Source organism: Streptosporangium sp. NPDC048886 (assembly GCF_055586905.1).
The window spans coordinates 138,299-163,287 of sequence record NZ_JBVJHH010000017.1 but is presented as its reverse complement, the minus strand read 5'-3'; the positions used below and the strand labels follow the sequence as shown (position 1 = coordinate 163,287).

The 24,989-nt window shown below is 72.3% G+C and carries 20 protein-coding genes; 11 read left to right on the top strand and 9 right to left on the bottom strand.

From position 1 onward, the window contains the following. Window positions 1-6 precede the first annotated feature (6 nt). From ACZ6R6_RS22510 to ACZ6R6_RS22500, 3 genes are all read right to left on the bottom strand, one after another. Window positions 7-1,569 (bottom strand): DUF7507 domain-containing protein, encoded by a 1,563-nt coding sequence (locus ACZ6R6_RS22510; RefSeq protein ID WP_470096175.1) that lies wholly within the window; start codon window positions 1,567-1,569, stop codon window positions 7-9. A gap of 357 nt (window positions 1,570-1,926) precedes the next feature. Next, entirely contained in the window at window positions 1,927-3,111 is a 1,185-nt protein-coding gene (locus tag ACZ6R6_RS22505) for an NYN domain-containing protein (protein ID WP_470096173.1), read from the bottom strand. A gap of 373 nt (window positions 3,112-3,484) precedes the next feature. Then, on the bottom strand, window positions 3,485-5,992 hold the full coding sequence (locus ACZ6R6_RS22500) for an RNA polymerase sigma factor (RefSeq protein WP_470096171.1): 2,508 nt from the start codon (window positions 5,990-5,992) through the stop codon (window positions 3,485-3,487). 172 nt (window positions 5,993-6,164) lie between these two features. On the opposite strand from ACZ6R6_RS22500, the gene pyrE reads away from it, so the two are divergent. Continuing rightward, complete coding sequence (pyrE, locus tag ACZ6R6_RS22495) at window positions 6,165-6,701, top strand: orotate phosphoribosyltransferase (RefSeq protein WP_470096169.1); 537 nt, start codon at window positions 6,165-6,167, stop codon at window positions 6,699-6,701. Between the two features lie 14 nt (window positions 6,702-6,715). Here pyrE and ACZ6R6_RS22490 read toward each other — a convergent pair whose 3' ends face one another. Together ACZ6R6_RS22490 and ACZ6R6_RS22485 are read right to left on the bottom strand one after the other, a co-directional pair. Next, window positions 6,716-7,150 (bottom strand): hypothetical protein, encoded by a 435-nt coding sequence (locus tag ACZ6R6_RS22490; protein ID WP_470096167.1) that lies wholly within the window; start codon window positions 7,148-7,150, stop codon window positions 6,716-6,718. A gap of 54 nt (window positions 7,151-7,204) precedes the next feature. Beyond that, entirely contained in the window at window positions 7,205-7,930 is a 726-nt protein-coding gene (locus ACZ6R6_RS22485) for a DedA family protein (RefSeq protein WP_470096165.1), read from the bottom strand. Window positions 7,931-8,094: 164 nt separating this feature from the next. On the opposite strand from ACZ6R6_RS22485, the gene fbaA reads away from it, so the two are divergent. The 4 genes from fbaA (at window position 8,095) to ACZ6R6_RS22465 (ending at window position 12,184) form a co-directional block, all read left to right on the top strand. Next, window positions 8,095-9,117, top strand: a complete 1,023-nt coding sequence (gene fbaA / locus ACZ6R6_RS22480) for a class II fructose-bisphosphate aldolase (protein ID WP_470096163.1) — start codon at window positions 8,095-8,097, stop codon at window positions 9,115-9,117. A 225-nt stretch (window positions 9,118-9,342) separates the two neighbouring features. After that, window positions 9,343-9,762: a DUF3151 domain-containing protein gene (locus tag ACZ6R6_RS22475; protein WP_451929229.1), complete on the top strand. Its 420-nt coding sequence runs from the start codon at window positions 9,343-9,345 to the stop codon at window positions 9,760-9,762. A 125-nt stretch (window positions 9,763-9,887) separates the two neighbouring features. After that, window positions 9,888-11,171, top strand: coding sequence for an adenylosuccinate synthase (locus tag ACZ6R6_RS22470; RefSeq protein WP_470096161.1), 1,284 nt, complete (start codon window positions 9,888-9,890; stop codon window positions 11,169-11,171). A gap of 86 nt (window positions 11,172-11,257) precedes the next feature. Next, on the top strand, window positions 11,258-12,184 hold the full coding sequence (locus ACZ6R6_RS22465; RefSeq protein WP_470096159.1) for a glycerophosphodiester phosphodiesterase family protein: 927 nt from the start codon (window positions 11,258-11,260) through the stop codon (window positions 12,182-12,184). A 102-nt stretch (window positions 12,185-12,286) separates the two neighbouring features. Here ACZ6R6_RS22465 and corA read toward each other — a convergent pair whose 3' ends face one another. Beyond that, on the bottom strand, window positions 12,287-13,405 hold the full coding sequence (gene corA, locus ACZ6R6_RS22460; protein WP_470096157.1) for a magnesium/cobalt transporter CorA: 1,119 nt from the start codon (window positions 13,403-13,405) through the stop codon (window positions 12,287-12,289). Between the two features lie 499 nt (window positions 13,406-13,904). On the opposite strand from corA, the gene purD reads away from it, so the two are divergent. From purD to ACZ6R6_RS22435, 5 genes are all read left to right on the top strand, one after another. Further along, on the top strand, window positions 13,905-15,137 hold the full coding sequence (gene purD, locus ACZ6R6_RS22455; protein ID WP_470096155.1) for a phosphoribosylamine--glycine ligase: 1,233 nt from the start codon (window positions 13,905-13,907) through the stop codon (window positions 15,135-15,137). A 70-nt stretch (window positions 15,138-15,207) separates the two neighbouring features. Further along, window positions 15,208-16,245 (top strand): hypothetical protein, encoded by a 1,038-nt coding sequence (locus ACZ6R6_RS22450; protein WP_470096153.1) that lies wholly within the window; start codon window positions 15,208-15,210, stop codon window positions 16,243-16,245. Window positions 16,246-16,548: 303 nt separating this feature from the next. Next, window positions 16,549-17,817 carry a UDP-N-acetylglucosamine 1-carboxyvinyltransferase gene (gene murA / locus ACZ6R6_RS22445; RefSeq protein WP_470096151.1) on the top strand — a complete coding sequence of 423 codons (1,269 nt, stop codon included), beginning with the start codon at window positions 16,549-16,551 and terminating at the stop codon, window positions 17,815-17,817. Between the two features lie 225 nt (window positions 17,818-18,042). After that, complete coding sequence (locus tag ACZ6R6_RS22440; RefSeq protein WP_470096149.1) at window positions 18,043-19,332, top strand: GTP cyclohydrolase IIa; 1,290 nt, start codon at window positions 18,043-18,045, stop codon at window positions 19,330-19,332. Between the two features lie 175 nt (window positions 19,333-19,507). After that, on the top strand, window positions 19,508-20,446 hold the full coding sequence (locus ACZ6R6_RS22435) for an EamA family transporter (RefSeq protein ID WP_470096147.1): 939 nt from the start codon (window positions 19,508-19,510) through the stop codon (window positions 20,444-20,446). Between the two features lie 166 nt (window positions 20,447-20,612). Here the strand turns inward: ACZ6R6_RS22435 and hisC are convergent, their stop codons facing one another. Then, window positions 20,613-21,674 carry a histidinol-phosphate transaminase gene (gene hisC / locus ACZ6R6_RS22430; RefSeq protein ID WP_470096145.1) on the bottom strand — a complete coding sequence of 354 codons (1,062 nt, stop codon included), beginning with the start codon at window positions 21,672-21,674 and terminating at the stop codon, window positions 20,613-20,615. 83 nt (window positions 21,675-21,757) lie between these two features. Here hisC and ACZ6R6_RS22425 point away from each other — a divergent pair, with 83 nt between their 5' ends. Next, the gene (locus tag ACZ6R6_RS22425) at window positions 21,758-22,399 is read left to right on the top strand and encodes a Uma2 family endonuclease (protein WP_470096143.1); all 642 of its coding nucleotides are present in this window, start codon (window positions 21,758-21,760) and stop codon (window positions 22,397-22,399) included. Between the two features lie 10 nt (window positions 22,400-22,409). Here ACZ6R6_RS22425 and ACZ6R6_RS22420 read toward each other — a convergent pair whose 3' ends face one another. Both ACZ6R6_RS22420 and ACZ6R6_RS22415 read right to left on the bottom strand, forming a co-directional pair. Next, on the bottom strand, window positions 22,410-23,075 hold the full coding sequence (locus ACZ6R6_RS22420) for an NUDIX hydrolase (protein ID WP_086574230.1): 666 nt from the start codon (window positions 23,073-23,075) through the stop codon (window positions 22,410-22,412). A 19-nt stretch (window positions 23,076-23,094) separates the two neighbouring features. Further along, window positions 23,095-24,960, bottom strand: a complete 1,866-nt coding sequence (locus tag ACZ6R6_RS22415) for a DUF4434 domain-containing protein (protein WP_470096141.1) — start codon at window positions 24,958-24,960, stop codon at window positions 23,095-23,097. Window positions 24,961-24,989: the final 29 nt, after the last annotated feature.

Sequence of the window (24,989 nt, the reverse complement as noted above, 5' to 3'; positions counted from 1 at the left end):
CGGAGATCACCCCTTGATCCGCGGCGTGCAGGACGGGCACCGGGTCGAGGCGCAGTCCGCGCAGGCCGGGGCGGGATCGACGCAGATCTTGACGGTGTCGGTGTCGTTGGCGGGGTCGAGGTCCTTCTGGTCGCCGCCGACGGTGGCGGTGTTGGTCTCCGTCCCGACCGAGACCGCCTTGGCGTGGATCGTCAACGTGGCCGTGCCGCCCTTGGCGAGCGCGCCCACCGTCCAGGTCCCGGTCCCCGGGTCGTAGGCACCGGCCGAGGGCGTCGCCGAGACGAAGGCGAGGCCGGACGGCAGCACGTCCTTGACCGTGACCCCGGTGGCGTCGCTGGGGCCCGCGTTGCGGACGGCGAGGCGGTAGGTGACGGTCTGGCCGACGGTGACCCTGGTCAGGTCGGCTGACTTGACCAGACTCAGGTCGACGGCGGGGTTGACCCTGGTGAGGGTCTCACCGGAGGTCGAGGTCAGCGGCTCGGGAGTGGAGCCGAGCTGGTTCTCGTAGCCGACGGTGCCCTGATTGGTGATCTGCTTGCCCGCGGCGGCCCGGTCGACCTTGACCTGGAACTCCACCGTGGTGCCGCCGGGCAGACCGGCGGTGGTGGGCAGCCGGCCGGGTGCCGTGCCGGTCGCGCCGTCGCCCAGCGAGAAGGAGACCTTCCCCGCCACGGGGTCGAAATCACCCTGGTCGTCGCCCGGCTGGTCGGTCTTGGCCCCGGCGTTGGGGCCGTCCACGACGCGGAGCGAGCCGGGCACGTAGGAGGTCCCGGCCGGGACGGCGTCGGTGAGCCGCACCTTCTCCGCCGCCGCTCCGCCCTCGTTCCGGGCGGTCAGCCGGTAGGTGATCACATCTCCCACGTCGACGGGGCCGACGGGGATCGCGGCCTTGGTGACGACGACGCACGGCGCGGTGCCGAAGAAGACGTCGTCCAGGAAGTTGCCGATGCTCTGGTTCCCACCGGCCGCCGAGATGGAGCGGAAGGCGAACCTGGTGGTCGTCTGGCCGGCGGGCACGGTGTAGGTGCCGGTGTAGGCGCCCCAGCCCGTGGCGCCGTCGGAGACCACCTTCTGCGACACCGGCGAGCCGGGCGCGCCGATGTCCAGGCTCATCGTGTCGACGCCCAGGCGGCCGCGGTGGGACAGCCGCCAGTACAGCTTCGTCCCTGGAGTGGTCGGGTGGTCCTGGTAAAGGGTCGAGACCTGGTTGGCGTTGAGCTCGGCGAACTGCCTGCCCTCGGCGGGCGCGGCGTTGGTCGGGTTGGGCGGGCCGGTCCAGAGCTCGATCTGGTGGTCGGTGGCGGTCGTCAGCCAGCCCGGCACGCCGTTCTGCGAGGCGTCGGGGAAGAAGCCGACCGCGCCGCCGGTGACGACGGGCCGCTCGAAGCCTCCGTTGACCAGCGCCACCCGCCCCGGGCAGGAGGCCGGATCCGGCGCGGCGCGTAGGGCCGTCTGGGCCGGGTCGATCCGCGCGGCGTCGGCCTGGGGCACGCCGAGCAGGGTCAGGGGTGCGGTCAGCATCGCCAGCGCGGCGACCGGGTAACACATCCGTCGGATGTGTCTCATCATCGACTTCCTCTCGTCTGGCTACGGACTGTCTCCAGCCACCAGGCCGCGGGGAACGGCACTGGCGCTGAAGGGCAGATTCGCCTGACGGCAGAGGTGAGAGCGCGCGACACGTGCGGCGGTTCCGATCCGTGGCAAGACGTTGACCCGCCCAGACCCACCAGAGACAAGATCTTCACCGAGCCGGGCCCGTACGGCCCGCACGGGCGGGCCGGGACCCGCTCCCGCTGCGGCGGCCGGTGGAAGCGGGCGGAGACAGCACGGCGACGGCTCGGGCCCACAGAGTCCGGCGGCGGAGGCGTTCCAGGGGCCCAGGTCGGCGGGGCCTAGCGGCGGAGGTGTTCCAGGGGCCCCAGGGGCCTAGCGGCGGGCGCGCTCCAGGGCGTCCCAGAAGCCCCGGCGGAGGGCGTGGCGGACCTCGTCGTGGAGGAGGAAGTCGATCGGCAGGGAGGAGCCCTGGAGGAGGCGGGCCTCCAGGTCGGAGGGCATGCGGGGCTTGCGGGCGAGCACGGCCTCCAGCCACAGGGCGGGGGCGTCCTTGGCGACGGACTCGCCGAAGTCGTGGCCCTCCTTGTGGGCGGCCTTCACGGCGTCGGACAGGGTGGTCGTGCTGCTGTTGGAGGCGTTCTGGGCCGGCACGGGGGCCGCCTGGGGACCGGTGTAGGCGCCGAGCTGGCCGGGCTGGTAGCCGGGCATGCCGCCGGTGTTGCCCGTGCCGTACTGCTGGGCCTGCGGAGGGGTCGGCAGCGGGCCGGTCGGGCTGCTGGGGGCGGCCAGGGGCTGCGGCGCGGGGGCCTGCGGCGGCTGGGGGGCCGGGGCCGGCGGGGGCTCGTGGTTGTAGGCCGGGTAGGACGGCGGCGCGGGATGGGGGGCGGGCGCGGGAGTGGCCCGGGGAGCCTGGGCCAGGGGGGCCGGCGCGGTGGGCGGGGCGCCGTTGCCGAGGGCCACGGTGGCCTGGCCGTTGCCGGCCGGCTGGTGGCCGTTGCTCAGGGCGGGCGTCTCCGGGGAGCCGGCGGCCAGGCTGACGTAAGGCCGCAGGTGGCTGCCGCCGATCTCGATCAGATCGTCGCACTCCTGGCGGAGCGAGCGGGAGACCGCCCAGCCGCCGTCGGCGGCGATGTGCACGACGGTGACGCGGATGCCGAGGTCCTGGGCGTCGCAGACGACCTGCGCCAGGTCCTCGTCGCCGCTGACCACCACCGCGTCGCAGACCGCGCTGTTGCGGGCCAGCGTCATCAGGTCGCGGTGGACCTGGGCGTCCACGCCCTCGCGGCGGCCGGGGCGGATGCGTGACAGCCGGAGCTTGAGGCCGGGGAGGTCGGCCAGCGCGTCGTGCTCGGCGGTGCGGCGCCCCTCGACGCTCGCCTCGTACCAGTAGCAGCGCAGCAGCGGCAGCCCGGTGCGCTCCTTGGACAGGTTGCCGAGCAGTTTGAGCAGCCCCGGGTAGTCCCAGGAGACTGCCTCGCGATGGCGGGTCCCATGCACGGCCATCGCGCCGTCGGCCAGCAGGTAGCCAGCGTCCACGAACAGCGCGCAGCGATCCACGCGACACCGCCCTTCCTACGTGGCCCGCCCCTTCGGCTCAGACAAGCCTGAAAGACCTCTGAGAGACCAGCCAGACGGCCCTTCCTCAGGGTAATCAAGCAACTGATCGTCCGAGGGTGAATCCCGACGATTCGACCTGCGCCTGACCATACGCCGGAGTGTTCACGCAGACCGTACCAGTTCGTCCAGTTCTTGAGACCGCCCCCGTTGGCCGTACCTGTCCCCGGCCTTTATTGGTCCGTTCCACACTCCCCGTCGCGCGGAAACCTCACCGGAACCCACCGTGGCCGGCCGGAACCCGCGGTGCTCCGGCCGGATCCCACGGGACCTCACGGAACCTCACCGGGCCTTCACGGGCGGGGCCCCGGGGCCCTCACGAGCGGACCTGGACCCGCACCACCGCCGCGCCGAAGAACAGGACGTCACGGCCGGTGCTCACCGTGAGGACGGGGTTCGGGCCGAGGGGCGCCCGGAAGCCGTCGACGTCCGTGCCGAAGGTCAGGTCCGTGCCCTCGGCCCCCGTGGCGGACCCGTCGAAGGGGTTGGCCGCGTCCCGGTCGCCGTCGTCCGGCCGGAGCGGGCGCCCGCCCAACGTGACCCGCTCTCCCCTCAGGTCGGCGTCGCCCTCCCAGGTCACCAGGTCGACCCGGGCGGGCGAGGCCGTGGACGTCAGCCCGTCGAGGGGGATCCACGCGGGCCCGTGCTCCCGGTCCACCACGGTGGCGGCGTCGACGACGACGGCCTGGCTGTACGGCCGGCGGGAGTCGGCCGCGATGACCACCAGGCTCCATCCGGCGTGCCGGGAGACGCCGGGCGTGAGCGAGGCGTCGGCCGCCCAGTATGTCCCGCGGAGCCCGCCCATCAGCCGGGTCACGTCGGCGAACGCCTGGTATCCCATCCCGGCGGGCAGCCGCCGCTCCGTCACCCGGTCGGCCCGCACCCGCGTGTAGCCCCCGTCCCCCGGCGCCTTGAACTTGATCCGGCCGTCCGCGGGCGCGCTGGCCGACCAGTAGAGGCCGGCCCAGACCAGCCTGGCTCTCCTGGGCAGGGACAGCCGGGCCGCGCTCGAACTTCTCGTCGACCCGTCCCGGTCCTGGTCGAAGGGCCTCATCCTCCACAGGTCGTTGTCGCGGCTGCGGCCTTGGCGGGACCGGGCGGCCCGGCACCGGCGGTCGGCGGAGGCGCAGTCCAGCAAGGTGTTGCCGATGGCGGAGGTGACCACCTGGCCGTCGGTGGCGAACCGGGCCGGAGCCCCGACGGCCCGCACCCCGGTCCGCGCCCTGGCCGTCACCCCGGCCCCCGGGGTGGAGACCCGGACCGAGGGCGCGGCCCCCTCGGCCGCCGCCGGTGAGACCACGACCCGGAGGAAGATAGCCGTGGTCCGGCCCGCCGCCAGCGGCCCCCGGGAGCACCGCGCGCCCGCCGCGTCCGCGCGGCAGGCCCAGCCGTCGACCGTGCCGACCGGCTTGACGACGGAGACCGCCCGCCCCCGGCGCGCCGCGGCGGAGACCGTCACCCCGTACGGCAGGCCGACGTCGGCGACGAGTTCCCCGCTCTCCCCCGCACCGACGTTGCGCAGCCGTACCGCCACGATGCCCGCCTCGGAGCGGACCAGCGCGCCGAGCGCGTCGATCCTGGCGACCAGGCGCGGCGCGGGCGCGGGGGCGGCTCCCCGGTCGGGGGGCGGCGCGGGCACGAGGGCCGCTCCTCCGCCGGAGGGCGGTGCGGCGGGCCGGGGGCCGGCCCGCCCCCGCGACCGGTCTCCCTCCCCCGGCGAGGACGTCCTGCCCGGCGGCGGGGACGGCGGCGGGGCCGGCGGGGCCTGCGGCGCGGGCGCCGGGGCGGCGATCGGCGGCGGCTCCGGGACCGGCGCGGCCGGCGGGGCCTGCGGCCCCCGGGCCGAGACCAGTGCGAGGGCCGCCGCCAGGGTGACCGTGCCGGCCGCCGCGCCGGCCGCGACCGCCCGCCGCCGTGGCGTGGACGCCGGCCGCCACCGGCCGGGCGGCCCGGACGCGCGGGCGGCGCCCACCCCGCCCAGCGCCGCGAGGTATCCGGCGAGCGCGGGGCCGGCGACGAGCGGGCCGACGGTGGCGCGCAGGCTCCGATCGACGTCGGTGAGCTCCAGGAACGCCTCGTGGCATCCGGTGCAGTCGTCCATGTGCCCGTCCAGGGCCCGGCTCTCGCGCCTGGCCAGGCCGCCCCGCACGTAGGCGTCCATCCCGCCCAGCACGGGGCGGCATCCCGGCCGCGGGGTCCCGGCGAGCCGGGCCAGCAGATATGCCTGGCGCCACCCCTCCCTGGCCGTGCGGGCCAGGGCGGCCGCCCCGCCGGCCGTCAGGCCCAGCAGGGGCGCCACCTCGGCGGCCGTGGCCCCCTCGACCCCCGTGTGCCACAGGACGAGCTGCCAGCGCTCCGGCAGGGACCAGTAGGCCCTGGCGACCGGCGAGCGTGCCGGCCCGGTCGGCGCGGGGTCCGCGCAGGACGCGTCCGGCCCGGTCCGCACGGGGTCGGCGAAGGACGCGTCCGGGTCGGGCGCCCCCGTCCCCCCGATGAGCGCGTCCGGGTCGGGCGCCTCCATCTCCCCGGTGGCCGCCTGCCCGCCCTCCACCGGCGGCCTGCCATGGACCGTACGGCGGAGCGCGGTGAGCAGGTAGGGCCGGAACGCCTCCCGCGGGCCGCCGCCCTGCCTGAGGAGTCCGAGGATCCCGGCGAACGTCTCCGCCACGGCCTCCTCCGCCTCGGCGGGACCGCCGACGAGCCGGAGAGCGAGGATCCGGGCCGCCGGCGCGTGCCGTCCGTGGAGCCGGCCGTAGGCCGCCGCGTCCCCATGCCGCGCCTCGGCCAGCAGTTCGGCATCACCTTGAGCCGTTTTCACACTCATTGCTACCTCACGATTACCCGGAGTCGCCTGCCGGATGATTCCGCGCTTCACGGCATGACCAAACCGGGATCACGCCGTTGCCTCCGCCGGACCGGGCCCGGGCGCGACGACGGTGACCGCACCCGCGGGGGCACGATCCGGGCGCTGCCGCAACCGCCCTAATCTTGTTGCCATGAGCGATCGCGAGAACCTGCTGACCCAGATCAAGGACAAGGGCGTCGTGCACGGCAAGGTGGTGCTGTCTTCCGGCAAGGAGGCGGACTTCTACGTGGACCTGCGCCGGGTGACCCTCGACGGGCAGGCCGCACCCCTGGTGGGCCGGGTCATGCTGGATCTCACCGAGGACCTCGACTACGACGCGGTCGGCGGGCTCACCCTGGGCGCCGACCCGGTGGCGACCGCCATGCTGCACGCGGCGGCGGCGCGGGGCCGGACACTCGACGCGTTCGTGGTGCGCAAGGCGCAGAAGGCGCACGGGATGCAGCGCCGGATCGAGGGCCCGGACGTGACGGGCCGGCGGGTGCTGGCGGTGGAGGACACCTCCACCACCGGTGGGTCCCCGCTGACCGCCGTGGAGGCGCTGCGCGAGGCCGGCGCCGAGGTCGTCGCCGTGGCCACGATCGTGGACCGGGGCGCGGCCTCCGCGATCGCCGAGGCCGGCCTGCCGTACCGGACCGCCTACAGCCTCCAGGACCTGGGCCTGGCCTGAGCGCCGGCGAGAGGTCAGTCGCGGGAGACGGTGAACTCCTGACGCTCCCCGGCCTCGCCCGGGGGGCGGACGGCGCCGTTCACCTCGACGCGGACGGAGGCGGAGTCGGTCAGCACCACGTCGACCTTGGCGTCGAAGGACTGGGCCTGCTCGTCGGCGGCCATCTCCCGGTCGATCAGCACGTCGCCCCCGGCGACCCTGAGGAAGACCTTGGGGCAGTGCTCCCGCAGGCACTGGACGCGGACCGTGGGGGTCTGCCCGGCGGTGGCGGAGGGCGGGGCGGAGGGCGAGGCCGCCGGAGTGGGCCGCGCGGCCGGCTCAGCGCCGGAGCCGAGCGTGCCGACCAGGGACAGGACGCCGACCACGATCAGGGCGACCAGCGCCAGCACCGCCAGGCCCATGAGGACGAGGCGGGCGATGCCCATCGGATCAGACCTGTGGCGTCCCACACAGTGGAGGGTAGCGGCTGAGGCGGAGGTCTCACGACCGACCTCCGCGGACCGTTATCGCTGACCGTCGCCCCTCGACGGGCCGGTCGGCGTGCTGCGGTGGTGCTTGCCCTGCGGCAGCGGGACGGCGGGGGCGCCGTCCTTGCGGTTCTTCATGAACTCCCTGACGATCGGGATGATCGAGAGCAGGATGATCACCAGAGCGCCCGGCAGGATGTATTTGTCGATGTCGGGCACCGCCGAGCCGACCAGGCGGCCGAAGACCAGCAGGCCGTCGGTCCAGATGATGCCGCCGACGCAGTTCCACAGGAAGAACCGCTTGCGGTCCATGCCGAGCATGCCGGCGACCGGGTTGAGGAACGTGCGGACGATCGGGATGAACCGGGCGAGGACCACGGCCTTGGACGGGCCGAACTTCTCGAAGTAGTGCTCGGCCTTGTCGACGTATTCCTGCTTGAAGAGCTTGGAGTCGGGCCGGTCGAACATCCTGCGGCCGTAGGTGGCGCCGAGGTGGTGGCCCAGCTGGGCTCCGGCGATGGCGCAGACCGGGGCCAGGACCAGCAGCAGCGGGAACGACAGCGGCTTGAGGCCCTCGATGGCCGCGGCCGCCTCGGGCGTGCTGAAGACGCCCGCCGCGACGAGCAGGGAGTCACCCGGCAGGAAGAAGCCGAGCAGCAGCCCGGTCTCGGCGAAGATGATCCCGAGGACGCCGATGGTGGCGAACGGGCCGAGCAGGCCGAGCCACCATTTGGGGTCGAGGATGTTGTGCAGGAGGTCCATCGGCGTGAAGCCTACCGGCGGAAAGGGCCCAGATCGAGATACGGCACAGTCAGAAGTGGTGACGGAGCTATCCGGCCGGGAAGGAACCCGGAATACTGGCCAACGGGCTATCTCTCAAAGTCCCGCGCCAGCTGTTCACAGCCGTCTCGAGGGAGATGACACCGATGCCTATCGCAACCCCAGAGGTCTACGCGGAGATGCTCGACCGGGCCAAGGCGAACGAGTTCGCCTATCCGGCGATAAATGTGACCTCGTCCCAGACTCTCAACGCCGCTCTGAGAGGTTTCGCCGAGGCGGAGAGCGACGGCATCATCCAGGTGTCGACCGGCGGGGCCGAGTTCCTGTCCGGCACCACCGTCAAGGACATGGTGACCGGCGCGACGGCTCTGGCGGAGTACGCCCGCGTCGTCGCGGCGAAATATCCCGTGACGGTGGCGCTGCACACCGACCACTGCCCGAAGGACAAGCTGGACAGTTTCGTCCGCCCGCTGATCGACATCTCCCTGGAGCGGGTGGCGCGCGGCCAGGACCCGCTGTTCCAGTCGCACATGTGGGACGGCTCCGCCGTACCTCTGGAGGAGAACCTGGAGCTCGCCAAGGAGCTCCTGGACAAGTGCGCCCGCGCCAGGATCATCATGGAGGCGGAGATCGGCGTCGTCGGCGGCGAGGAGGACGGCGTCGTCGGCGAGATGAACGAGAAGCTCTACACCACCTCCGAAGACGCCCTCGCGACCGCCGAGGCGCTGGGCCTCGGGGAGCGGGGCCGCTACCTGCTCGCCGCGACCTTCGGCAACGTGCACGGCGTCTACAAGCCGGGCCACGTCAAGCTCCGCCCGGGCGTGCTGAAGGACATCCAGGAGGCCGTCGGCGCCAAGCACGGCAAGGACAAGCCCTTCGACCTGGTCTTCCACGGCGGCTCCGGCTCGCTGCTGGAGGAGATCCAGGAGGCCATCTCCTACGGCGTGGTCAAGATGAACATCGACACCGACACGCAGTACGCCTTCACCCGCCCGATCGCCGACCACATGTTCAAGAACTACGACGGCGTGCTCAAGGTGGACGGTGACGTCGGCAACAAGAAGGCCTACGACCCGCGCTCGTACGGCAAGGCCGCCGAGACCTCGATGGCGGCCCGCGTCGTCGAGGCGTGCCGGCACCTGAAGTCCGCCGGCACCAAGCTCTCCTAGGCACGGAAGCCCCGGGCGGGCTCTCCTGGGCACGGACGCCCCGGACCGCCGGGTCCCGGACCGCCGGCTCCGGACCGCGCGACGCGTCGAGAACGCTCACGACGTCCGGGCCGCGACTCTCGGAGCCCCGGCGGCGGGTCCGCCGGGGTGACACATCGGTCCCCGGAGCGCGTCTTCGGGGGCCGATCTTGGCCTGACACCGGTGTAACGGGTAGGACTGTCGTTATGGAATCGCACGAGAACCTCATCGCCGGCCCGCCACCCACCCGGCTGCCGGACCTGCCCGAGGCCCGAGAGGCGCTGCAATCCGGCGCCCAAGCATCAGATGTCGCCGCGCGTTTCCCCTCCTACCCGGCCGCGTGGGCCGCGCTCGCGGACGAGTATTTCGCCGGCGGGCACGCCGTGACGTCCTACGCGTTCGCCCGCACCGGCTATCACCGCGGCCTCGACCAGCTGCGCCGGGCGGGCTGGAAGGGCCACGGCCCGATCCCCTGGGATCACGAGCCCAACCGCGGTTTCCTGCGCTGCCTGCACGCCCTGGCCCGCGCCGCCCAGGCCATCGGCGAGCGGGACGAGGCCGAACGCTGCCTGCAGTTCCTGAAGGACTCCAGCGCCGACGCGGCCGAGGAACTGCTCGGACGCTGAGCCCCGGATCTCCCGCCCAGGGGTGGGAGATCCCCCAAATGTGACACGGTCGGGTATTCTCTCCACGCAAGAGCCCCTGTCGCGATTGCGCCAGGGGTTTTCGTTTTTGCGGTAGGAGATTAGCGATGCCGGCTGTCGTTCTCGTGGGCGCCCAGTGGGGCGATGAGGGCAAGGGTAAGGCGACCGACCTGCTCGGCGACAAGGTCGACTACGTCGTCAGATACCAGGGCGGAAACAACGCGGGTCACACGGTCGTCATCGGCGACCAGAAGTACGCGCTGCACCTGCTGCCCACGGGAGTGCTCTCCCCGAACGTCATCCCGGTGATCGGCAACGGCGTCGTCATCGACCCGGGCGTGCTGCTGAGCGAGATCGACGGGCTCCAGGCCCGCGGGGTCTCCTCCGAGCGGCTGCTGATCTCGGCCAACGCGCACCTGATCATGCCCCACCACAAGGCCCTCGACAAGGTCACCGAGCGCTACCTCGGCAAGGCCAGGATCGGCACCACCGGCCGGGGCATCGGCCCCGCCTACGGCGACAAGATCTACCGGATGGGCGTGCGGGTCCAGGACCTGCTCGACCCGGGCATCCTGCAGAAGAAGATCGAGGTCGCCCTCGGCGAGAAGAACCAGATCCTCACCAAGATCTACAACCGCCGGGCGATCGACGCCGGCATGGTGCTGGAGGAATACCTCGGCTACGCCGAGCGCCTCAAGCCGCACATCGCCGACACCACGCTGATCCTGAACAAGGCCCTCGACGAGGACAAGGTCGTGCTGCTGGAGGGCGGCCAGGGCAACCTGCTCGACATCGACCACGGCACCTACCCGTTCGTCACCTCCTCCTCCCCGACGAGCGGCGGCGCCTGCTCCGGCTCCGGCATCCCGCCGACCCGGCTCACCCGGGTGATCGGCATCCTCAAGGCGTACACCACCCGTGTCGGCTCCGGCCCGTTCCCGACCGAGCTCGACGACGAGATGGGCGAGTGGCTGCGCACCACCGGCGGCGAGTACGGCGTGACCACCGGCCGCAACCGCCGCTGCGGCTGGTTCGACGCGGTGATCGCCCGCTACGCCAGCCGGATCAACGGCGTCACCGACTTCTTCCTCACCAAGCTCGACGTGCTGTCCGGTCTGGAGAGGATCCCAGTCTGCGTCGCCTACGAGGTCGACGGTGTCCGCTACGACGAGATCCCGATGACCCAGACCGACTTCCACCACGCCAAGCCGGTGTACGAGGAGTTCCCCGGCTGGCAGGAGGACATCACCGGCGCCAAGACCTTCGAGGACCTGCCCGCCAACGCGCAGTCCTACGTCAAGGCCCTGGAGGAGATGAGCGGCGCCCGGATCTCCGCCATCGGCGTCGGCCCCGGCCGCACCCAGACACTCCAGCTCCACTCGATGATCTAGTCTGCTCCCGGTAAGGTTCGCGCCCGGCGGCCGCCGGGCGCGAGCCATATCGAGAGATCGGCACGCGAGGTCGGTAGGGTCCCTCTGTGCATGTCGAGATTCATGGTCACCGCGGAGCCCGCGGACTGCGCCCGGAGAACACGCTGCCCGGGTTCGCCTACGCCCTGGAGCTGGGCGTCGACGCGCTGGAGCTCGACGTCGCGCTGACGGCCGACCGCCGGCTGGTGCTCACCCACGACCTCACGGTGTCGGCGGTGACCAGCGCCGACACCCGGCCGGCCCACCACGGCGATCCGCTCTTCCCCTACGTGGGCAGGCCGGTCGGCGAGCTCACCCTGGCCCAGCTGCGCACCCTCGACTGCGGCGTACGGCTGCCGCGCCACCCCGAAGACCGTTTCGTCGGCACCCAGGTGCCGGTGCCGGACACCCGGATGCCGACGCTCGGGGCCGTGCTGGGCCTGGTGGACGCCTACGGCGCCGACGGCGTCCGGATGCACGTGGAGCTGAAGTCCGATCCCACGAGGCCGGAGCTCAGCGCCGACCCCCGGGAGTTCACCGAGCTGGTGGTCGCCGAGCTCGACCGGCACCACCGGCTCGACGGGGCGGCGATCCTCAGCTTCGACTGGCGGATCCTCCGGGTCGCCCGCTCCCTGGCCCCGGCGACCCGGCGTTACGCCCTGATCGAGCGCGCCACCATGGACAGCGCCTGGCTCGACGGCCTGCGGCTTGAGGACTTCGACGGCGACATCCCGGCCGCCGCCGTGGCGGCCGGGGGGACCGCCCTGTCCCCCGACCACGTGCTGGTGGAGGAGGAGCTCGCGCGCCGGGCCGAGAAGGCCGAGCTGCCCCTGGTCGTGTGGACCGTCAACGAGCCCGGCCGGGCCGCCGAGATGCTCGACCTCGGGGTGGCCGGGATCGTCACCGACTATCCGGACCGGATGCGCGCCCTGTGGGCCGAGCGGGGCATGCGCGTCCCTCCGCCCGCCACCCCGATGCGCCGGGCGAGCGCGTAGCGGCCCCGCCCGGGCCGCCGCCCCTCCGGCAGTCGCACGGCCGCGCCGGGGCGCGGGGAGGGCACGGGCCGGGCGGGCCCGGCCCGTCCGCGCCCGCCGTGGTCACATCCAGCCGTTGCGGCGGAAACCCCGGTAGAGCAGCGAGCAGGCGACCACCATCACACCGATCACGATCGGGTAGCCGAAGACGGAGTCGAGCTCGGGCATGTGCTCGAAGTTCATCCCGTAGATCCCGGCGATCATCGTGGGGACGGCCATTATCGCGACCCACGAGGAGATCTTCCGCATGTCCTCGTTGGCGAGGGCGTTGGAGCGGGCGAGCGCCGCCTGCAGGATGGAGTTGCACAGCTCGTTGGACGACTCGACCTGCTCGCAGACCCGGGCCAGGTGGTCGACGACGTCGCGGAAGTATTCGCGCATCTCCGAGGGGATCATCCGGCGCTGGGCCAGCGTCGACAGCGGCGACTGGAGCGGGGTGACGGACCGCTTCATCTCGATCATCTCGCGCTTGAGGTTGTAGATCCGGCCGATGTCACGGGCGCTGACGTCGGCGAAGACCATGGCCTCGACGTCTTCGAGCTCGGCCTGCATCAGGTCGGCCACGTTGAGGTAGCGGTCCACGACGTGGTCGGCGATCGCGTGCAGCACGCCGGTCGGGCCGCGGTTGAGGAGCTTGGGCTTGTCCTCCAGGCGCTCGCGCACCTCCGACAGCGGGCAGTGCTTGCCGTGCCGTACGGTCACCACGAAGTCGGGCCCGACGAACACCATGATCTCGCCGGTGCCGATGATCTCGCTGGTGGCGGTCAGCACGTCGTGGTCGAGGTAGGCGACGGTCTTGAGGACCACGAACAGCGAGTCGCCGTAGCGCTCGACCTTGGGGCGCTGATGAGCCTTGACGGCGTCCTCGACGGCGAGCGGGTGCAGGGCGAAGACCTCCGCCAGCCACTCGACCTCGGGGGCGTCGGGTTCATGCAGGCCGACCCAGACGAAGGCGTTGCTCTTGTCGTCGGCCGCGTTGCGCGCGCGGACGAGCTCCAGGGCGTCGGGGATGCCCAGGGCGTCGATCTTCTTGCCGTCGACGTAGGCGGCGTATTCGACGAGTGAGTCGCTCGGCGGGACGCAGACGCCGTTCATCCGGTCACGGACCGGGACGGCGGGGGCGTGCGGGGCGCGGACGGCCCGTGCGTGCTTGATGCGGGGAAAAAGGAGCGAGGAGCGCATGGCAAACCTTTCCCGCCCAACTCGGCACCGTTCACGCGCGACGCGATGTCACCTCAGTTCGAACGGGAATGCGCGTGGGAGCCGGTCGGGCACTGATCCGGAGTGGTCGAGAGTGCGCACACAGCGCGTGCGCGGGCACGTACTGCTGGGATCGCCAGAGGACATTCCCAACCACCTCCAATCAGTAAGAGACAGGCAAAGCCGCCCAAACTTAGCACAGATCTGGGCACGTCCCTTAAGCGTACTCCCGGCCGCAACAAGCGATCATCCATAACCTGATGAAATTCCCGCGTGATTTACGGTCGCATCCGCCGTCGTCGACGGCTGATCCGGCGGACGCGGTGTTATGGGAACGGTGCCACGGCCGTACGCCACGACAGCGCGCCGTGAGCGTGCGCCGTGAGTGTGCGCGGCCCCGCCGACGCGGCCCGTCGACACGGGACCCGTTGTCCACAGCCTGTGGATGGATGGCCGGCCGGGGGCCGATAGGCTCTCGCGAGTGCGCGTTCTTGTGATTGGATCCGGCGGGCGTGAGCATGCCCTGTGCCGGTCGCTGACGGCAGATCCCCAGGTCACCGAGGTTCACTGTGCCCCCGGCAACGCCGGCATCGCACAGGTCGCGACCCTGCATCCGGTGACCCCGACCGACCCCGCGGCGGTCACCCGGCTGGCCGGGGAGCTGGGGGCCGACCTGGTCGTGATCGGCCCTGAGGCACCGCTGGTCGCCGGCGTCGCCGACGCGGTCAGGCAGGCGGGCGTCCCGTGCTTCGGTCCCTCCAAGGAGGCCGCCCGGATCGAGGGCTCCAAGGCGTTCGCCAAGGACGTCATGGTCGCGGCGGGCGTGCCCACCGCGCGGTCCCGCACGTGCGTCACGCCCGAGGAGGCCGCCGCGGCCCTGGCCGAGTTCGGCGCCCCGTACGTGGTCAAGGACGACGGCCTCGCGGCCGGCAAGGGCGTGGTGGTCACCGACGACCTCGACGAGGCGCTCGGGCACGCCGCGTCGTGCGGGCGGGTCGTCATCGAGGAGTTCCTCGACGGCCCCGAGGTGTCGCTGTTCGCCCTCTGCGACGGGACCACGGCCGTGCCGCTCCAGCCCGCCCAGGACCACAAGCGCGCCTACGACGGGGACAAGGGCCCCAACACCGGCGGCATGGGCGCCTACACGCCGCTGCCGTGGGCCCCGGGCGACCTCACCGAGCGGGTGATGGCCGAGACCGTCCTGCCGACCGTCACCGAGCTGGCCAGGCGCGGCACGCCGTACACCGGGGTGCTCTTCGTGGGGCTGGCCCTCACGGCGGAGGGGCCGAAGGTGATCGAGTTCAACGCGCGGTTCGGCGACCCGGAGACCCAGGTCGTGCTGGACCGGTTGGAGACGCCGCTCGCGGGCCTGCTGCTGGCCTGCGCGGACGGGACGCTCGGCGGGTTCGGACCGCTGTCCTACCGCGACGGCGCCGCGGTGACCGTGGTGGTCGCGGCGGAGAACTACCCGGCCGACCCCGTCAAGGGCGACGTCATCGAGGGGCTGTCCGACACCGTCGAGAACGCCTACGTGCTGCACGCCGGCACCGCGTTCGAGGGCGACCGGATCGTCTCCAGCGGCGGGCGGGTGCTCAGCGTGGTCGGCACCGGCCCCGACGTGGCCGCGGCGCGCGCGGCGGCCTACGAGGCCGTCGGCCGCATCCGGATGCGCGGCTCGCACCACCGCACGGACATCGCAGGACGTAGCGCTTGATCGGCATGCCGCGATAAGCCGGGGGCAGGTTCTGCCCCGTCCCCGGCCGCTCCGCCCCCACGGAGGAAAGATGTCGCTCGACCAGTCAGCGGTCCCCGAACGGATCGGCGACACCGGCGTGCTGCGCTGGCCGGGCACCTGGCGGGTCTACGTCGCCACCCGCAGCGAGGAGATCCGGGCCGACGCCGAGCGCGCCCTGACCATGCGCGAGGAGGCGGGCCAGCTCGTGTCCGTGGGCGAGGGCATCGGCACTCACCTGGCCCGCGCGGAGACCTACGCCCGCGGCAAGCACGGCCTGCGGCGCTGGCTGACCGGCCAGGCCATCGAGGGCGCCTGGTCCAACGTCAACAGCGCGACCGTGATGCTGTACGGCGTGCTGCCGACGGCGGAGCTGTGCGGCCGGGTGCCCGAGGTCGTGGCGATCGGCCGGGCCTACCTGCCCGGCGACGACCCCCGGCTGGTCCAGCTGCAGGCCAGGCTCGCCGCCGGGGATCTGGCGGAGGACGACAGGCCGCTGATGCAGTCGGTGCTGCGGGCCGCCTACACCGCGCAGGCGATGGAGACCGGCCGGGTCCGCAGCTTCCGCAACCTGCTGCTCGGCGGGGTGGTCATGCTGAGCCTGATCGTGCTGGGCGTGGTGGCCATCGGCGCGATCTGGCCGGACGTCATCCCGATGTGCGGCAACCAGGCGGTGATCCAGGCCCAGGGGCTGATGCCCGCGCAGATCTGCCCGACCGGCGCCCTGCGGCCCAGTCACGGCGACGTCCCCCTCGTGGCCCTGATCGGCATGCTGGGCGCGGCGCTGGCCACGGCGGCCTCGCTCTCCACCCGCTCGGAGCTGTCCACGCGCTACTCGCTGGCGGTGGTCCAGAACCTGCTCAAGGCCCCCGCCGGAGTGGCCACCTCCGTGCTGGGCCTGCTGATCCTGAACTCCGGTTTCGTCCCCGGCTTCGCGGGCCTCGGCTCCCAGCCCGCCATCCTGGTCTGGGCCATGGCCTTCGGCTACGGCCAGCAGGTCGTCACCCGGTTCGTCGACCAACGGGCCGACAACCTCCTGTCGGCCGCCTCGCCGCTCACCCCGGCCGGCAGGGGGACCCGGGCCGCGTGAGCGGCCCGGTGTCCGCCGCGCGGGCGGGGAGCCGGTCCCGCCCGACGGCCGTCCGGCCGCGCGGGCGGGGCTCGGCACGCCCGGCCGGTCGCCCCCGTGGCCAGGCGGGGGCGGCGGATGCGGGACCATTACGGGGAGGCTCGCGAGCGGTCGAATGATCGGCGGCACAGCGGGTAGTCGCCACCCGAAGTGGCCGGTTCAGGGGCATCCAGCGGCTACTGTTGGCCGATAACCCCCGGCTGCCGCCACTGGCCTCCGCATCAGCCAAATCCCCGCTTCCCCTTTCCCCAAGGAGCATGTCGCATGGTCCGTTACCGCGTGCGCGGTGGCACCCCACTGCGTGGAACCGCCTTCATCCAGGGTGCCAAGAACGCCGTACTGCCCATGATCGGTGCGGCGCTCCTGGCGGCCAAGGGCCGGACGGTGCTGCGCAACGTCCCGATCATCGAGGACGTGCGCCGGGCGGTCGAGCTGGCCGAGGCGATCGGCGCCAAGGTCGAGCTCCACGAGGCCGAGCGCACACTGGTGATCGACGCCTCCACGCTGAGCAGCCCGGTGCTGCCCGCCGAGATCGCCCGCCGCTTCCGCGGCTCGGTGCTGTTCGTCCCCGCCCTGCTGCACCGCCTCGGCGAGGCGATCATCGAGGGCGTGGGCGGCTGCAACCTGGGCAGCCGCAACCTCGACTTCCACTACCTGGGCTACAAGCGCCTGGGCGCGATCGTGGACGAGGGCGACTCCGTCATCCACGTCAAGGCGGCCGGTTTCACCGGTGCCACCCTGTATCTGGACACCCCCTCGCACACCGGCACCGAGAACCTCATCATGGCGGCCGCCCTCGGGCGCGGCACCACCGTGATCGAGAACGCGGCGCTGGAGCCCGAGGTCCTCGACGTGATCGAGATGCTGACCCGGATGGGCGCGCGGATCAGCGGCGGCGGCACCGGGTTCATCACGGTGGAGGGCGTGGAGGAGCTCCAGGCCGTCGAGCACACCGTGATGCCCGACCGCCTCGACGCGGGCGTGTTCGCCATGGCCGCGGCCATCACCGGCGGCGAGGTCAACCTGGTCGGCGCCGACCTCGACCACCTCGGCGTGGTCCGCTACAAGCTGGAGCAGATGGGGGTGGAGTTCGCCGACCACGGCGCGGTGCTCCACGTGCGCCGGGACCGCCCGCTGCGCCCGATCAACGTGATCACCGACACCTATCCCGGCTTCGCCACCGACCTGCAGTCGCCGATCATGACGGTCGCCTGCCTCGCCGACGGCGCCAGCTACATCCACGAGCGCATCTTCGACGGCCGGTTCGCCCTGGCCACCGAGCTGAACAAGATGGGCGCCGACATCGAGGTCAAGGAGAACAGCGCCGTCGTCCGCGGCGCGACCCCGCTGACCGGCACCGAGGTGACCGCGCACGACCTGCGTTCCGGAATCGCCCTGGTTCTCGCCGGTCTCGCCGCCGAAGGGGAGACCCTGATCGAATCCGGTTATCTCATCGACCGCGGCCACTCATATCTGGCCGAGCGTATGCAGGCCCTGGGCGCAGATGTGAGGCGAGAGATTTCTTCCTCATAATCAGCGGGTTTCAGTCACTCAAAAACCGCTCTGACCTGTGTAAACAGTAACAGTTAGGGGTTTAGCCGGGAGGTACGTCCCGGAATTGACGGCAAATCGGGCGTGACATTACGGCCCCCGCAAGCGATCGTTCCAAAAGAGAGCCGAAAACAAACGGACAGCAGGATGGGACGAACATTGGTCGAGCGGGCCGAAGAAACTCCACGAGTGTCACGCCCGGGTGCCATGACACCGGACCTCACTATCGGTGTGGTGGGCCCCCATGACCTCGTCGAGCGAGTGATGTTGATGGGACACGCGGCGGCGCCCCTGCCCTGCCGCCTGGTAGCCGCTGCCTACCGGGACGAGCAGGAAGCCGCCGACAAAGTCACCCGCCTGGGGGCAGGCGTGGACGCCTGCCTGTTCGCCAGCCCGGTCCCCTATGACCTGGCCAGGCGTTCGGGCGTGCTGACGATGCCGGCGACGTACGTGCAGCTCGGCGGCGCCGCGCTGATCGCGGCCCTGGCCAGGGCCGCGCTGGACGAACGGATCGACCCGCGCAGGGTCAGCGTCGACGTGCTGAGCCGGGCCGACGTCGAGGAGGCCTACACCGACCTGAGCCTGCCGGTCGGTGACGTACACAGCCGCGACGAGCCGGGGGCGACCGGGACGATCGCCGCCTTCCACGAGCGCCTGGCCCGCCAGGGCAGCACCAGCGGGGCGCTGACCTGCCTGCCCGCCGTCGCCGACCGCCTGCAGACGGCCGGGGTCCCGGTGGTCAGGGTCCGGCCGACGTCGGCGGCGGTCCGTACGGCGCTGCACACGGCCGCCCTGCTCGGCGCCCACCACCGGCTGGAGGAGTCGCAGCTCACCGTCATCCTGGTGGAGGTGCCGACGCTCCGCGAGCCGGTCCGCCGGGCCGCGCCGCGCTACTGGCGCGACGAGTTACGGCTGTCCCTGCACCGGCTGCTGGTGCAGGAGGCGAACCGGATCAACGCGTCGGTGACCTCGGTCGACGACCACAGCTACATGGTCACCGCGACCCGCGGCTCGGTGGCCACGGCCACCGAGGGGTTCCGGGTGCTGCCGTTCGCGGCACGGGTGCGGGACGAGCTCGGCCTGGCCGTGGAGGTGGGGGTCGGCATGGGCCGCACCGCCCATGACGCCGAGTCCCACGCGCGGGCGGCGCTGGCGCGCACGCAGGCGGGCAAGCAGGCCCAGGGCTTCGCGGTCGACCGCGAGGGCCGGGCGCTGGTCCCCGCGCCCCGGATGCCTCCGCAGGGCGGCGGGCCGCTGAAGCCGAAGGGCGTGGAGGTGCTGGCCCGGCTGGCGGCCAAGCTGGAGGGCGGGGACACGGTGGTGGACGCGGAGAGCGCGGGCAAGATGCTCGGCGTCACGCCGCGTACGGCACGGCGGCTGCTGCGCACGTTGGTCGACGAGGGACTCGCGTGGCCGCTTCCGCCGAACCGCACCCCGCAGCCGGGCCGCCCCCGCCAGCTCTACCGCCTGATCGTGGAGAAGCTCGGCAGCCGCTGACCCGCCCGGCCGTCCCGTGGTCCGGGGCCGCGCCCGCCTGTGCGGCGCGGCCCCGGACCACGTCCGCGCGGGCCGGACCATGTCCGCGCGGGCCCGGACCGCCTGTGCGCGGGCCCGTCTCAAAGGGTGAACCCCGCGAGCCGCGTTCCGGGCACGGGCGATATTGTCATGAGCTATGGGTCATGACACTGCTGACAGCCGCGGATCGCTCCTCATGTGGGGAGCGCTGGCGATCGTCTATGTGGTGTGGGGGTCCACCTACCTCGCGATCAAAATCGTCATCGAGACCATCCCGCCGCTGCTCAGCGGGGCCATGCGCTTCACCACGGCCGCGCTGGTCCTCGGCGCCGTGGTCTTCCTGCTCCGGGGCCGGCCGGCCTTCCGGATGACCTGGAAGGAGCTGGGCGGGGCGGCCCTGGTCGGGCTGCTGCTGCTGACCGCCGGCAACGGCATGGTCGCGGTGGCCGAGCAGCACATCTCCAGCGGGCTGGCGGCGCTGCTGGTGGCCTCGGTGCCGCTCTGGCTGGTGATCTTCAGGATCGTCGCCCGGGACCGGCCCGGGCTGCTGACGCTGGCCGGGGTGCTCATCGGTTTCGGCGGGGTGGCGGTGCTGTCGCTGACCGGCGGGAGCAGCGCGTCGGACGGCATCGGGATCGCGGTCATCCTGCTGGCGTCGGTGTCGTGGTCGGTGGGCTCGTTCCTGTCCGCCCGGATCCCGATGCCCGCCAACCCCTTCACCGCGAGCGCGGTCGAGATGGCCGCGGGCGGGGCCGGGCTGATGCTGACCAGCACGGTCATGGGCGAGCACCTCGACCTCGGCGCCGTCTCCGGGCGTTCCTGGGCCGGGCTGGCCTACCTGGTCGTGATGGGCTCCCTGGTCGGCTTCACCGCCTACGTGTGGCTGCTGGGCAGCGCCCCGATCTCCCTGGTCTCCACCTACGCCTACGTCAACCCCGTGGTGGCGGTCGCCCTCGGCGCGCTCGTCCTGGGCGAGCCGGTCACGGGCTCGATGCTCGCCGCGGGCCTGGTGATCGTCCTCGGTGTGGCCCTGGTGGTCTCCACCGAGCGCCGCAAGAAGGCCCCGGCCGAGGAGAGGGAGCCCGCGACCGTGTGAGGCGCGGGCCCGCCGGCCCCCGCCTCGGGGCGGGGCCGCCGGGCGCGGAGGGCCACCGTGAACGGTGGAAGGCCGCCGTGGACGGCCGGAGACGGCTCTGACGGCCGCACCGGGGCGGGAGCAGGGTCAGGGCCCCGGTGAGGGCGTCAGAGCCTCTCGGATCGCGTCAGGACCTCTCGAAGGCCCCGGCGACGGCCAGGAAGGTGTCGTTGGCCTCGGCGGAGCCGATGGAGACGCGGGCCCCCTCACCGGCGAAGGGACGCACGGCGACGCCCTCGGCCGCGCAGGCCTCGGCGAACTCCGTCGTGCGCTCGCCCAGCCGGAGCCAGACGAAGTTGGCCTCGGAGACCGGCACCGTCCAGCCCTGGGCGATCAGCGCCTCGCGGACCCGGGTGCGCTCCTTGACCACGGTGTCGACCCGCTCCAGCAGCTCGTCCTCGGCCGCCAGGGAGGCGACGGCGGCGGCCTGGGCCAGGTGGTTGACCGCGAAGGGCACGGTCGTCTTCCGCACGGCGGTCGCCACCGCCTCACCGGCGATCAGGTAGCCGACCCGGAGCCCGGCCAGGCCGTACGCCTTGGAGAACGTCCGCAGCACGGCCACGTTCGGCCGGTCGCGGTAGACGGTGAGGCCGTCGGTGACGTCGGCGTCCCTGACGTACTCCCGGTAGGCCTCGTCGAGGACGACGAGCACGTTCTCCGGCACCCGGTCGAGGAACGCCTCCAGTTCGGCGGCGTGGACGACCGTGCCGGTGGGGTTGTTCGGGTTGCAGACGAAGATCATGCGCGTCTGCGGGGTGACCGCCGCGGCCATGGCCTCCAGGTGGTGCGTCTCACCCTGGAGGGGGATCCGGACCGAGGTCGCCCCCGCCAGGTCGGCCAGGAGCGGGTATGCCTCGAACGACCGCCAGGCGTAGATCACCTCGGCACCCGGCTCGCTCACGGTCTCGAAGAGCTGCTGGGCCACCGTCACCGAGCCCGCGCCCAGCGCGACGTGCTCGGGCGGCACGCCGTACCGCTCGGCGAGGGCGTGGGTCAGGCCGGTCGCCGCGGGATCGGGATAGCGGTGGATCTCGGTCGCGGCCTTCGCGACCGCCTCGACCACGGAGGGCAGCGGCTCGTAGGGGGATTCGTTCGAGGACAGCTTGTAGGACCGGCCGTCGGCTGACACTACGGCCTTGCCCGCCTTGTATGGGGGCATTGTGTCCAGGATCGCGCGGAAACGAGGCATGGCCTTACTTTATGAGGAGCGGGCGGATGGGGCATCATCCTGGAAGACTGGAGGTGAGAGGCGTGCCCGACCGGGAGGACGACATGAGCATCGCACCGCTGGCCGAGACCGAGCAGCCCGACGCGGAGGCGGCCGAGACGGAGCCGTCCGAGTGGGAGCCCGTCCCCGACTGGATCATCCCGTCATCGGATGGTTTCACCGCCGATGACCTCGACCGGCTGCGGGGGATTCCCCCGCACACCGAGCTGATCGATGGCACTCTCGTCTTCGTGAGCCCCCAGACCAACTTCCACATGTCGACGCTCTTCCTCCTGGAGAGTGCGCTGCGGCGGACGGTCCCGCCGGACCTGCGGGTCAGGCGCGAGATGACCGTGACGCTCGGTGAGCGGCAACGGCCCGAGCCAGACGTCCTGGTGGTCCGCGCCGAAGCCGTCAAGGGGCCGAAGCAGACCACCTATCAACCGGCCGACGTCGTCCTGGCCGTCGAGGTGGTCTCCGCCGAGTCCGAGGTCCGCGACCGGGAGCGCAAGCCCCAGCTCTACGCGGCGGCGGGCATCCCCCACTTCTGGCGGATCGAGGAGAAGGACGGCCGCCCGGCGGTCTACGTCTACGAGCTCGACCCGGCCACCAGGTCCTACGTCGCCACAGGTATCCACCACGACCGGCTGAAGCTCGGCGTCCCCTTCGACGTCGACCTCGACCTGACGGAGATCGACGAGCTCTGAGACCCCGCCCCTACTCCTTGAGCGAGCGGAGCATCGGGGGGTGGAGCAGGACGGCCGGGCCCCGGCGGTAGAGCTTGGCGGGGCGGCCGCCGTCGCGGGTGGTGGTGCGGCCGGTGGGCACCAGGAAACCCTCGGCCTTGGTGACCTTGCGGTGGAAGTTGCGCGGGTCCAGGGTGCGGCCCCAGACGATCTCGTAGACCCGGCGCAGGTCGGCGACGGTGAACTCCGGGGGGCAGAAGGCGGCGCCCAGCGGGGTGTATTCGAGCTTGCCCCGGGCGCGCTCGATCCCGTCGACCATGATGCGCCGGTGGTCGAAGGCCATCTCCCGGAGCGAGGAGACCGGCTGCCAGCTCATGTGCGCCTCGGTGGAGGCCGGCAGGTCGGGGGCGAGGCCGAGGTAGGCGACGCTCAGCACGCGCTGGCGCGGGTCGCGGTCGGGGTAGCCGTAGGTCTGGAGCTGCTCCAGGTGGACCGGGGCGCCGGGCAGGCCGGCCCGTTCGGCGAGGACCCTGGCCGCCGCCGCGGGCAGGTCCTCGTCGAGTTGGATGAAGCCGCCTGAGAGGGCCCAGCGTCCCTCGTAGGGGGAGTTGTCGCGCCGCCAGACGAGCGCGCTCAGCGCCTGACAGCGCACCGTGAGGACGACCAGGTCCACGCTGACGGGAATGCGCGGAACCATGCCAGGCACGTTACACCGGTCAGGCGTTTATCAGGACGTGCAGCGGCGCGGCGGCGGCCCGTCCGTCGGGCGCGGCGACCTCGATCCGCACCCAGGTGCCGGGCGGGACCTGGGTCCAGTCGAACGGGACCCAGGCCGTCTTCATCCGGGCGGGCAGGTCGGGCGGCGGCTCCGTCAGGTCCACTCCGGCCACGTCGACGACCTTGGGAGCCTCCTGGCCGTCCCAGGTGATCGTCACCTTGGAGCCCATGGGCAGGTTGTAGCCCCGGATCTCCATGCCGTCCTGGATGTCGCGCTCCTTGCGGACGGCGTCCACCGGGATCGGCCGGTCGTGGTCGCGGGCGATGTCCTCGGCCAGGGACGGGGAGCCGCAGGTGAAGAAGTCGCTCCACATGTAGGAGACGACCTTGGAGACGTAGCGGCCGACCTGGGTCACGGCCGTGTCGAGCCGCTCCTTGTCGGTGCGCCCCCGGGTGCCCGCCCGGTCGGCGCAGAACTTCTCGTCGGACGGCTCGAACGCCTCCACGTTGGCCCAGAGCTGCACGTTGTAGCCCTGCTCCACCATCCGGGTCCGCGCCGCGGCCATCTCCCGGTAGTAGTCGCGGGTGGAGCCGTGGTAGGCGATGCCGTTGGTCGTCTCCCCCACGACCGTGCGGAGCCGCTCGTCCACCTGGTCGTCGCGCTGGTCCGGCCAGAACAGGCCGACCTTGCCGGTGCCCCGGCTGTCCTGCGGCGCGATGATGCCGACCCCGGTCCTGGCGAGGGCCTCGAAGCCGGCCGCCACCTGCTTGGGGCTGGCGCTGATCGGCAGCCGCTTGCGCGCGTCCATGTAGGGGCTGACCAGGATCGGCTTGCCCGGCATCTCCTGCTCGACGATCTCGTGCTGGGAGGCGTAGACCCTCAGGGTCGGGTGGTCGAGCTTGGCCACCTCGGGATCGTCCGACCCCGTGTAGCGCATCTCCCGCATCTGGAGTTCGAAGGGCTGATAGAAGCCCCCGAGTGAGACGCGGTCCTGGAAGCGGGCACCGTAGTCCTGCAGGATGCGCCGGGTGAGCGTGATGAGGGTGTTCGTCCCCTGCTTGGCGGCCCGGGTCTTCTGCGCCGGGTCGCGCGGGGCCAGCGGCAGCGCGGGGAAGACCTTCACGCCGAACTGGTCGCCGAGGTCGAGCAGCTCGGTGAGGCTGTCCTTGTCCGCGGCGGCGATCAGGATCACGTGGTAGCCGCGGCCCTTGTTCCTGACGTTGGCGCAGCTCGGGTCGTCGCTGCCGTCCTCGGTCGCGATGAGCCGGTAGAAGACGGTCTTGCCGACCTGGATCTTCCGCTCGAACTCGGGACAGCGGAACAGCCCCGGCCCGAACGCCTCGTCGGTCCGGTAGACGAACGTCCAGCTCACCCGGTTGCCCGGGTTGGCCGCCTTGAGGTCCCGCTCCGCGGCCGCCACGCACGGCAGCCCGTCCTCCTCGCACGGCTCGTAGCGGGGGTCGACCTTGTCCTCTTCCGCGTCGTCCTCGCTCTTGTTCTCCAGGATCCGGCCGTCGTCGTCGAGGCGGCGGGCCTGCAGTCCCCAGCCGATCCGGATCACCGTGTCGCCGCCCACCTTGTGGATGGCGCCGAACTGCCGCCGCCAGGTGCAGTGGTCGGCGGTGGGGATGAGCCAGTAGCCGGTCACCGCGTAGGGCGAGGCCATCTCGGTGTCGAACGTTCCACACGGGTCGGTGAAGGCGCTGGCCTCGGGGGTCAGCGCCGCGGAGACGGTGGTGGAGGGCGAGGGGGCGGCCGAGGATCTGTCGCCCGCCGGGACGTCCCCGCCCCGGGGCAGGACCAGCACGATCGCCGCCACCGCCGCGAGGATCGCCACGCCGAGAAGAGCGGTCAACCAGCGCACGTTCAGGACACTACCGTTCTTGTGATCAG

Coding starts and splice junctions, on each gene's coding strand:
- ACZ6R6_RS22420 (WP_086574230.1), bottom strand. CDS start 23,075: ATGGTTCCGCGCATTCCCGTCAGCGTGGACCTGGTCGTCCTCACGGTG.
- fbaA (WP_470096163.1), top strand. CDS start 8,095: ATGCCTATCGCAACCCCAGAGGTCTACGCGGAGATGCTCGACCGGGCC.
- murA (WP_470096151.1), top strand. CDS start 16,549: ATGGTCCGTTACCGCGTGCGCGGTGGCACCCCACTGCGTGGAACCGCC.
- ACZ6R6_RS22510 (WP_470096175.1), bottom strand. CDS start 1,569: ATGATGAGACACATCCGACGGATGTGTTACCCGGTCGCCGCGCTGGCG.
- ACZ6R6_RS22475 (WP_451929229.1), top strand. CDS start 9,343: ATGGAATCGCACGAGAACCTCATCGCCGGCCCGCCACCCACCCGGCTG.
- ACZ6R6_RS22500 (WP_470096171.1), bottom strand. CDS start 5,992: ATGAGTGTGAAAACGGCTCAAGGTGATGCCGAACTGCTGGCCGAGGCG.
- ACZ6R6_RS22440 (WP_470096149.1), top strand. CDS start 18,043: ATGACACCGGACCTCACTATCGGTGTGGTGGGCCCCCATGACCTCGTC.
- ACZ6R6_RS22470 (WP_470096161.1), top strand. CDS start 9,888: ATGCCGGCTGTCGTTCTCGTGGGCGCCCAGTGGGGCGATGAGGGCAAG.
- ACZ6R6_RS22450 (WP_470096153.1), top strand. CDS start 15,208: ATGTCGCTCGACCAGTCAGCGGTCCCCGAACGGATCGGCGACACCGGC.
- ACZ6R6_RS22425 (WP_470096143.1), top strand. CDS start 21,758: ATGAGCATCGCACCGCTGGCCGAGACCGAGCAGCCCGACGCGGAGGCG.
- ACZ6R6_RS22435 (WP_470096147.1), top strand. CDS start 19,508: ATGGGTCATGACACTGCTGACAGCCGCGGATCGCTCCTCATGTGGGGA.
- corA (WP_470096157.1), bottom strand. CDS start 13,405: ATGCGCTCCTCGCTCCTTTTTCCCCGCATCAAGCACGCACGGGCCGTC.
- ACZ6R6_RS22485 (WP_470096165.1), bottom strand. CDS start 7,930: ATGGACCTCCTGCACAACATCCTCGACCCCAAATGGTGGCTCGGCCTG.
- hisC (WP_470096145.1), bottom strand. CDS start 21,674: ATGCCTCGTTTCCGCGCGATCCTGGACACAATGCCCCCATACAAGGCG.
- pyrE (WP_470096169.1), top strand. CDS start 6,165: ATGAGCGATCGCGAGAACCTGCTGACCCAGATCAAGGACAAGGGCGTC.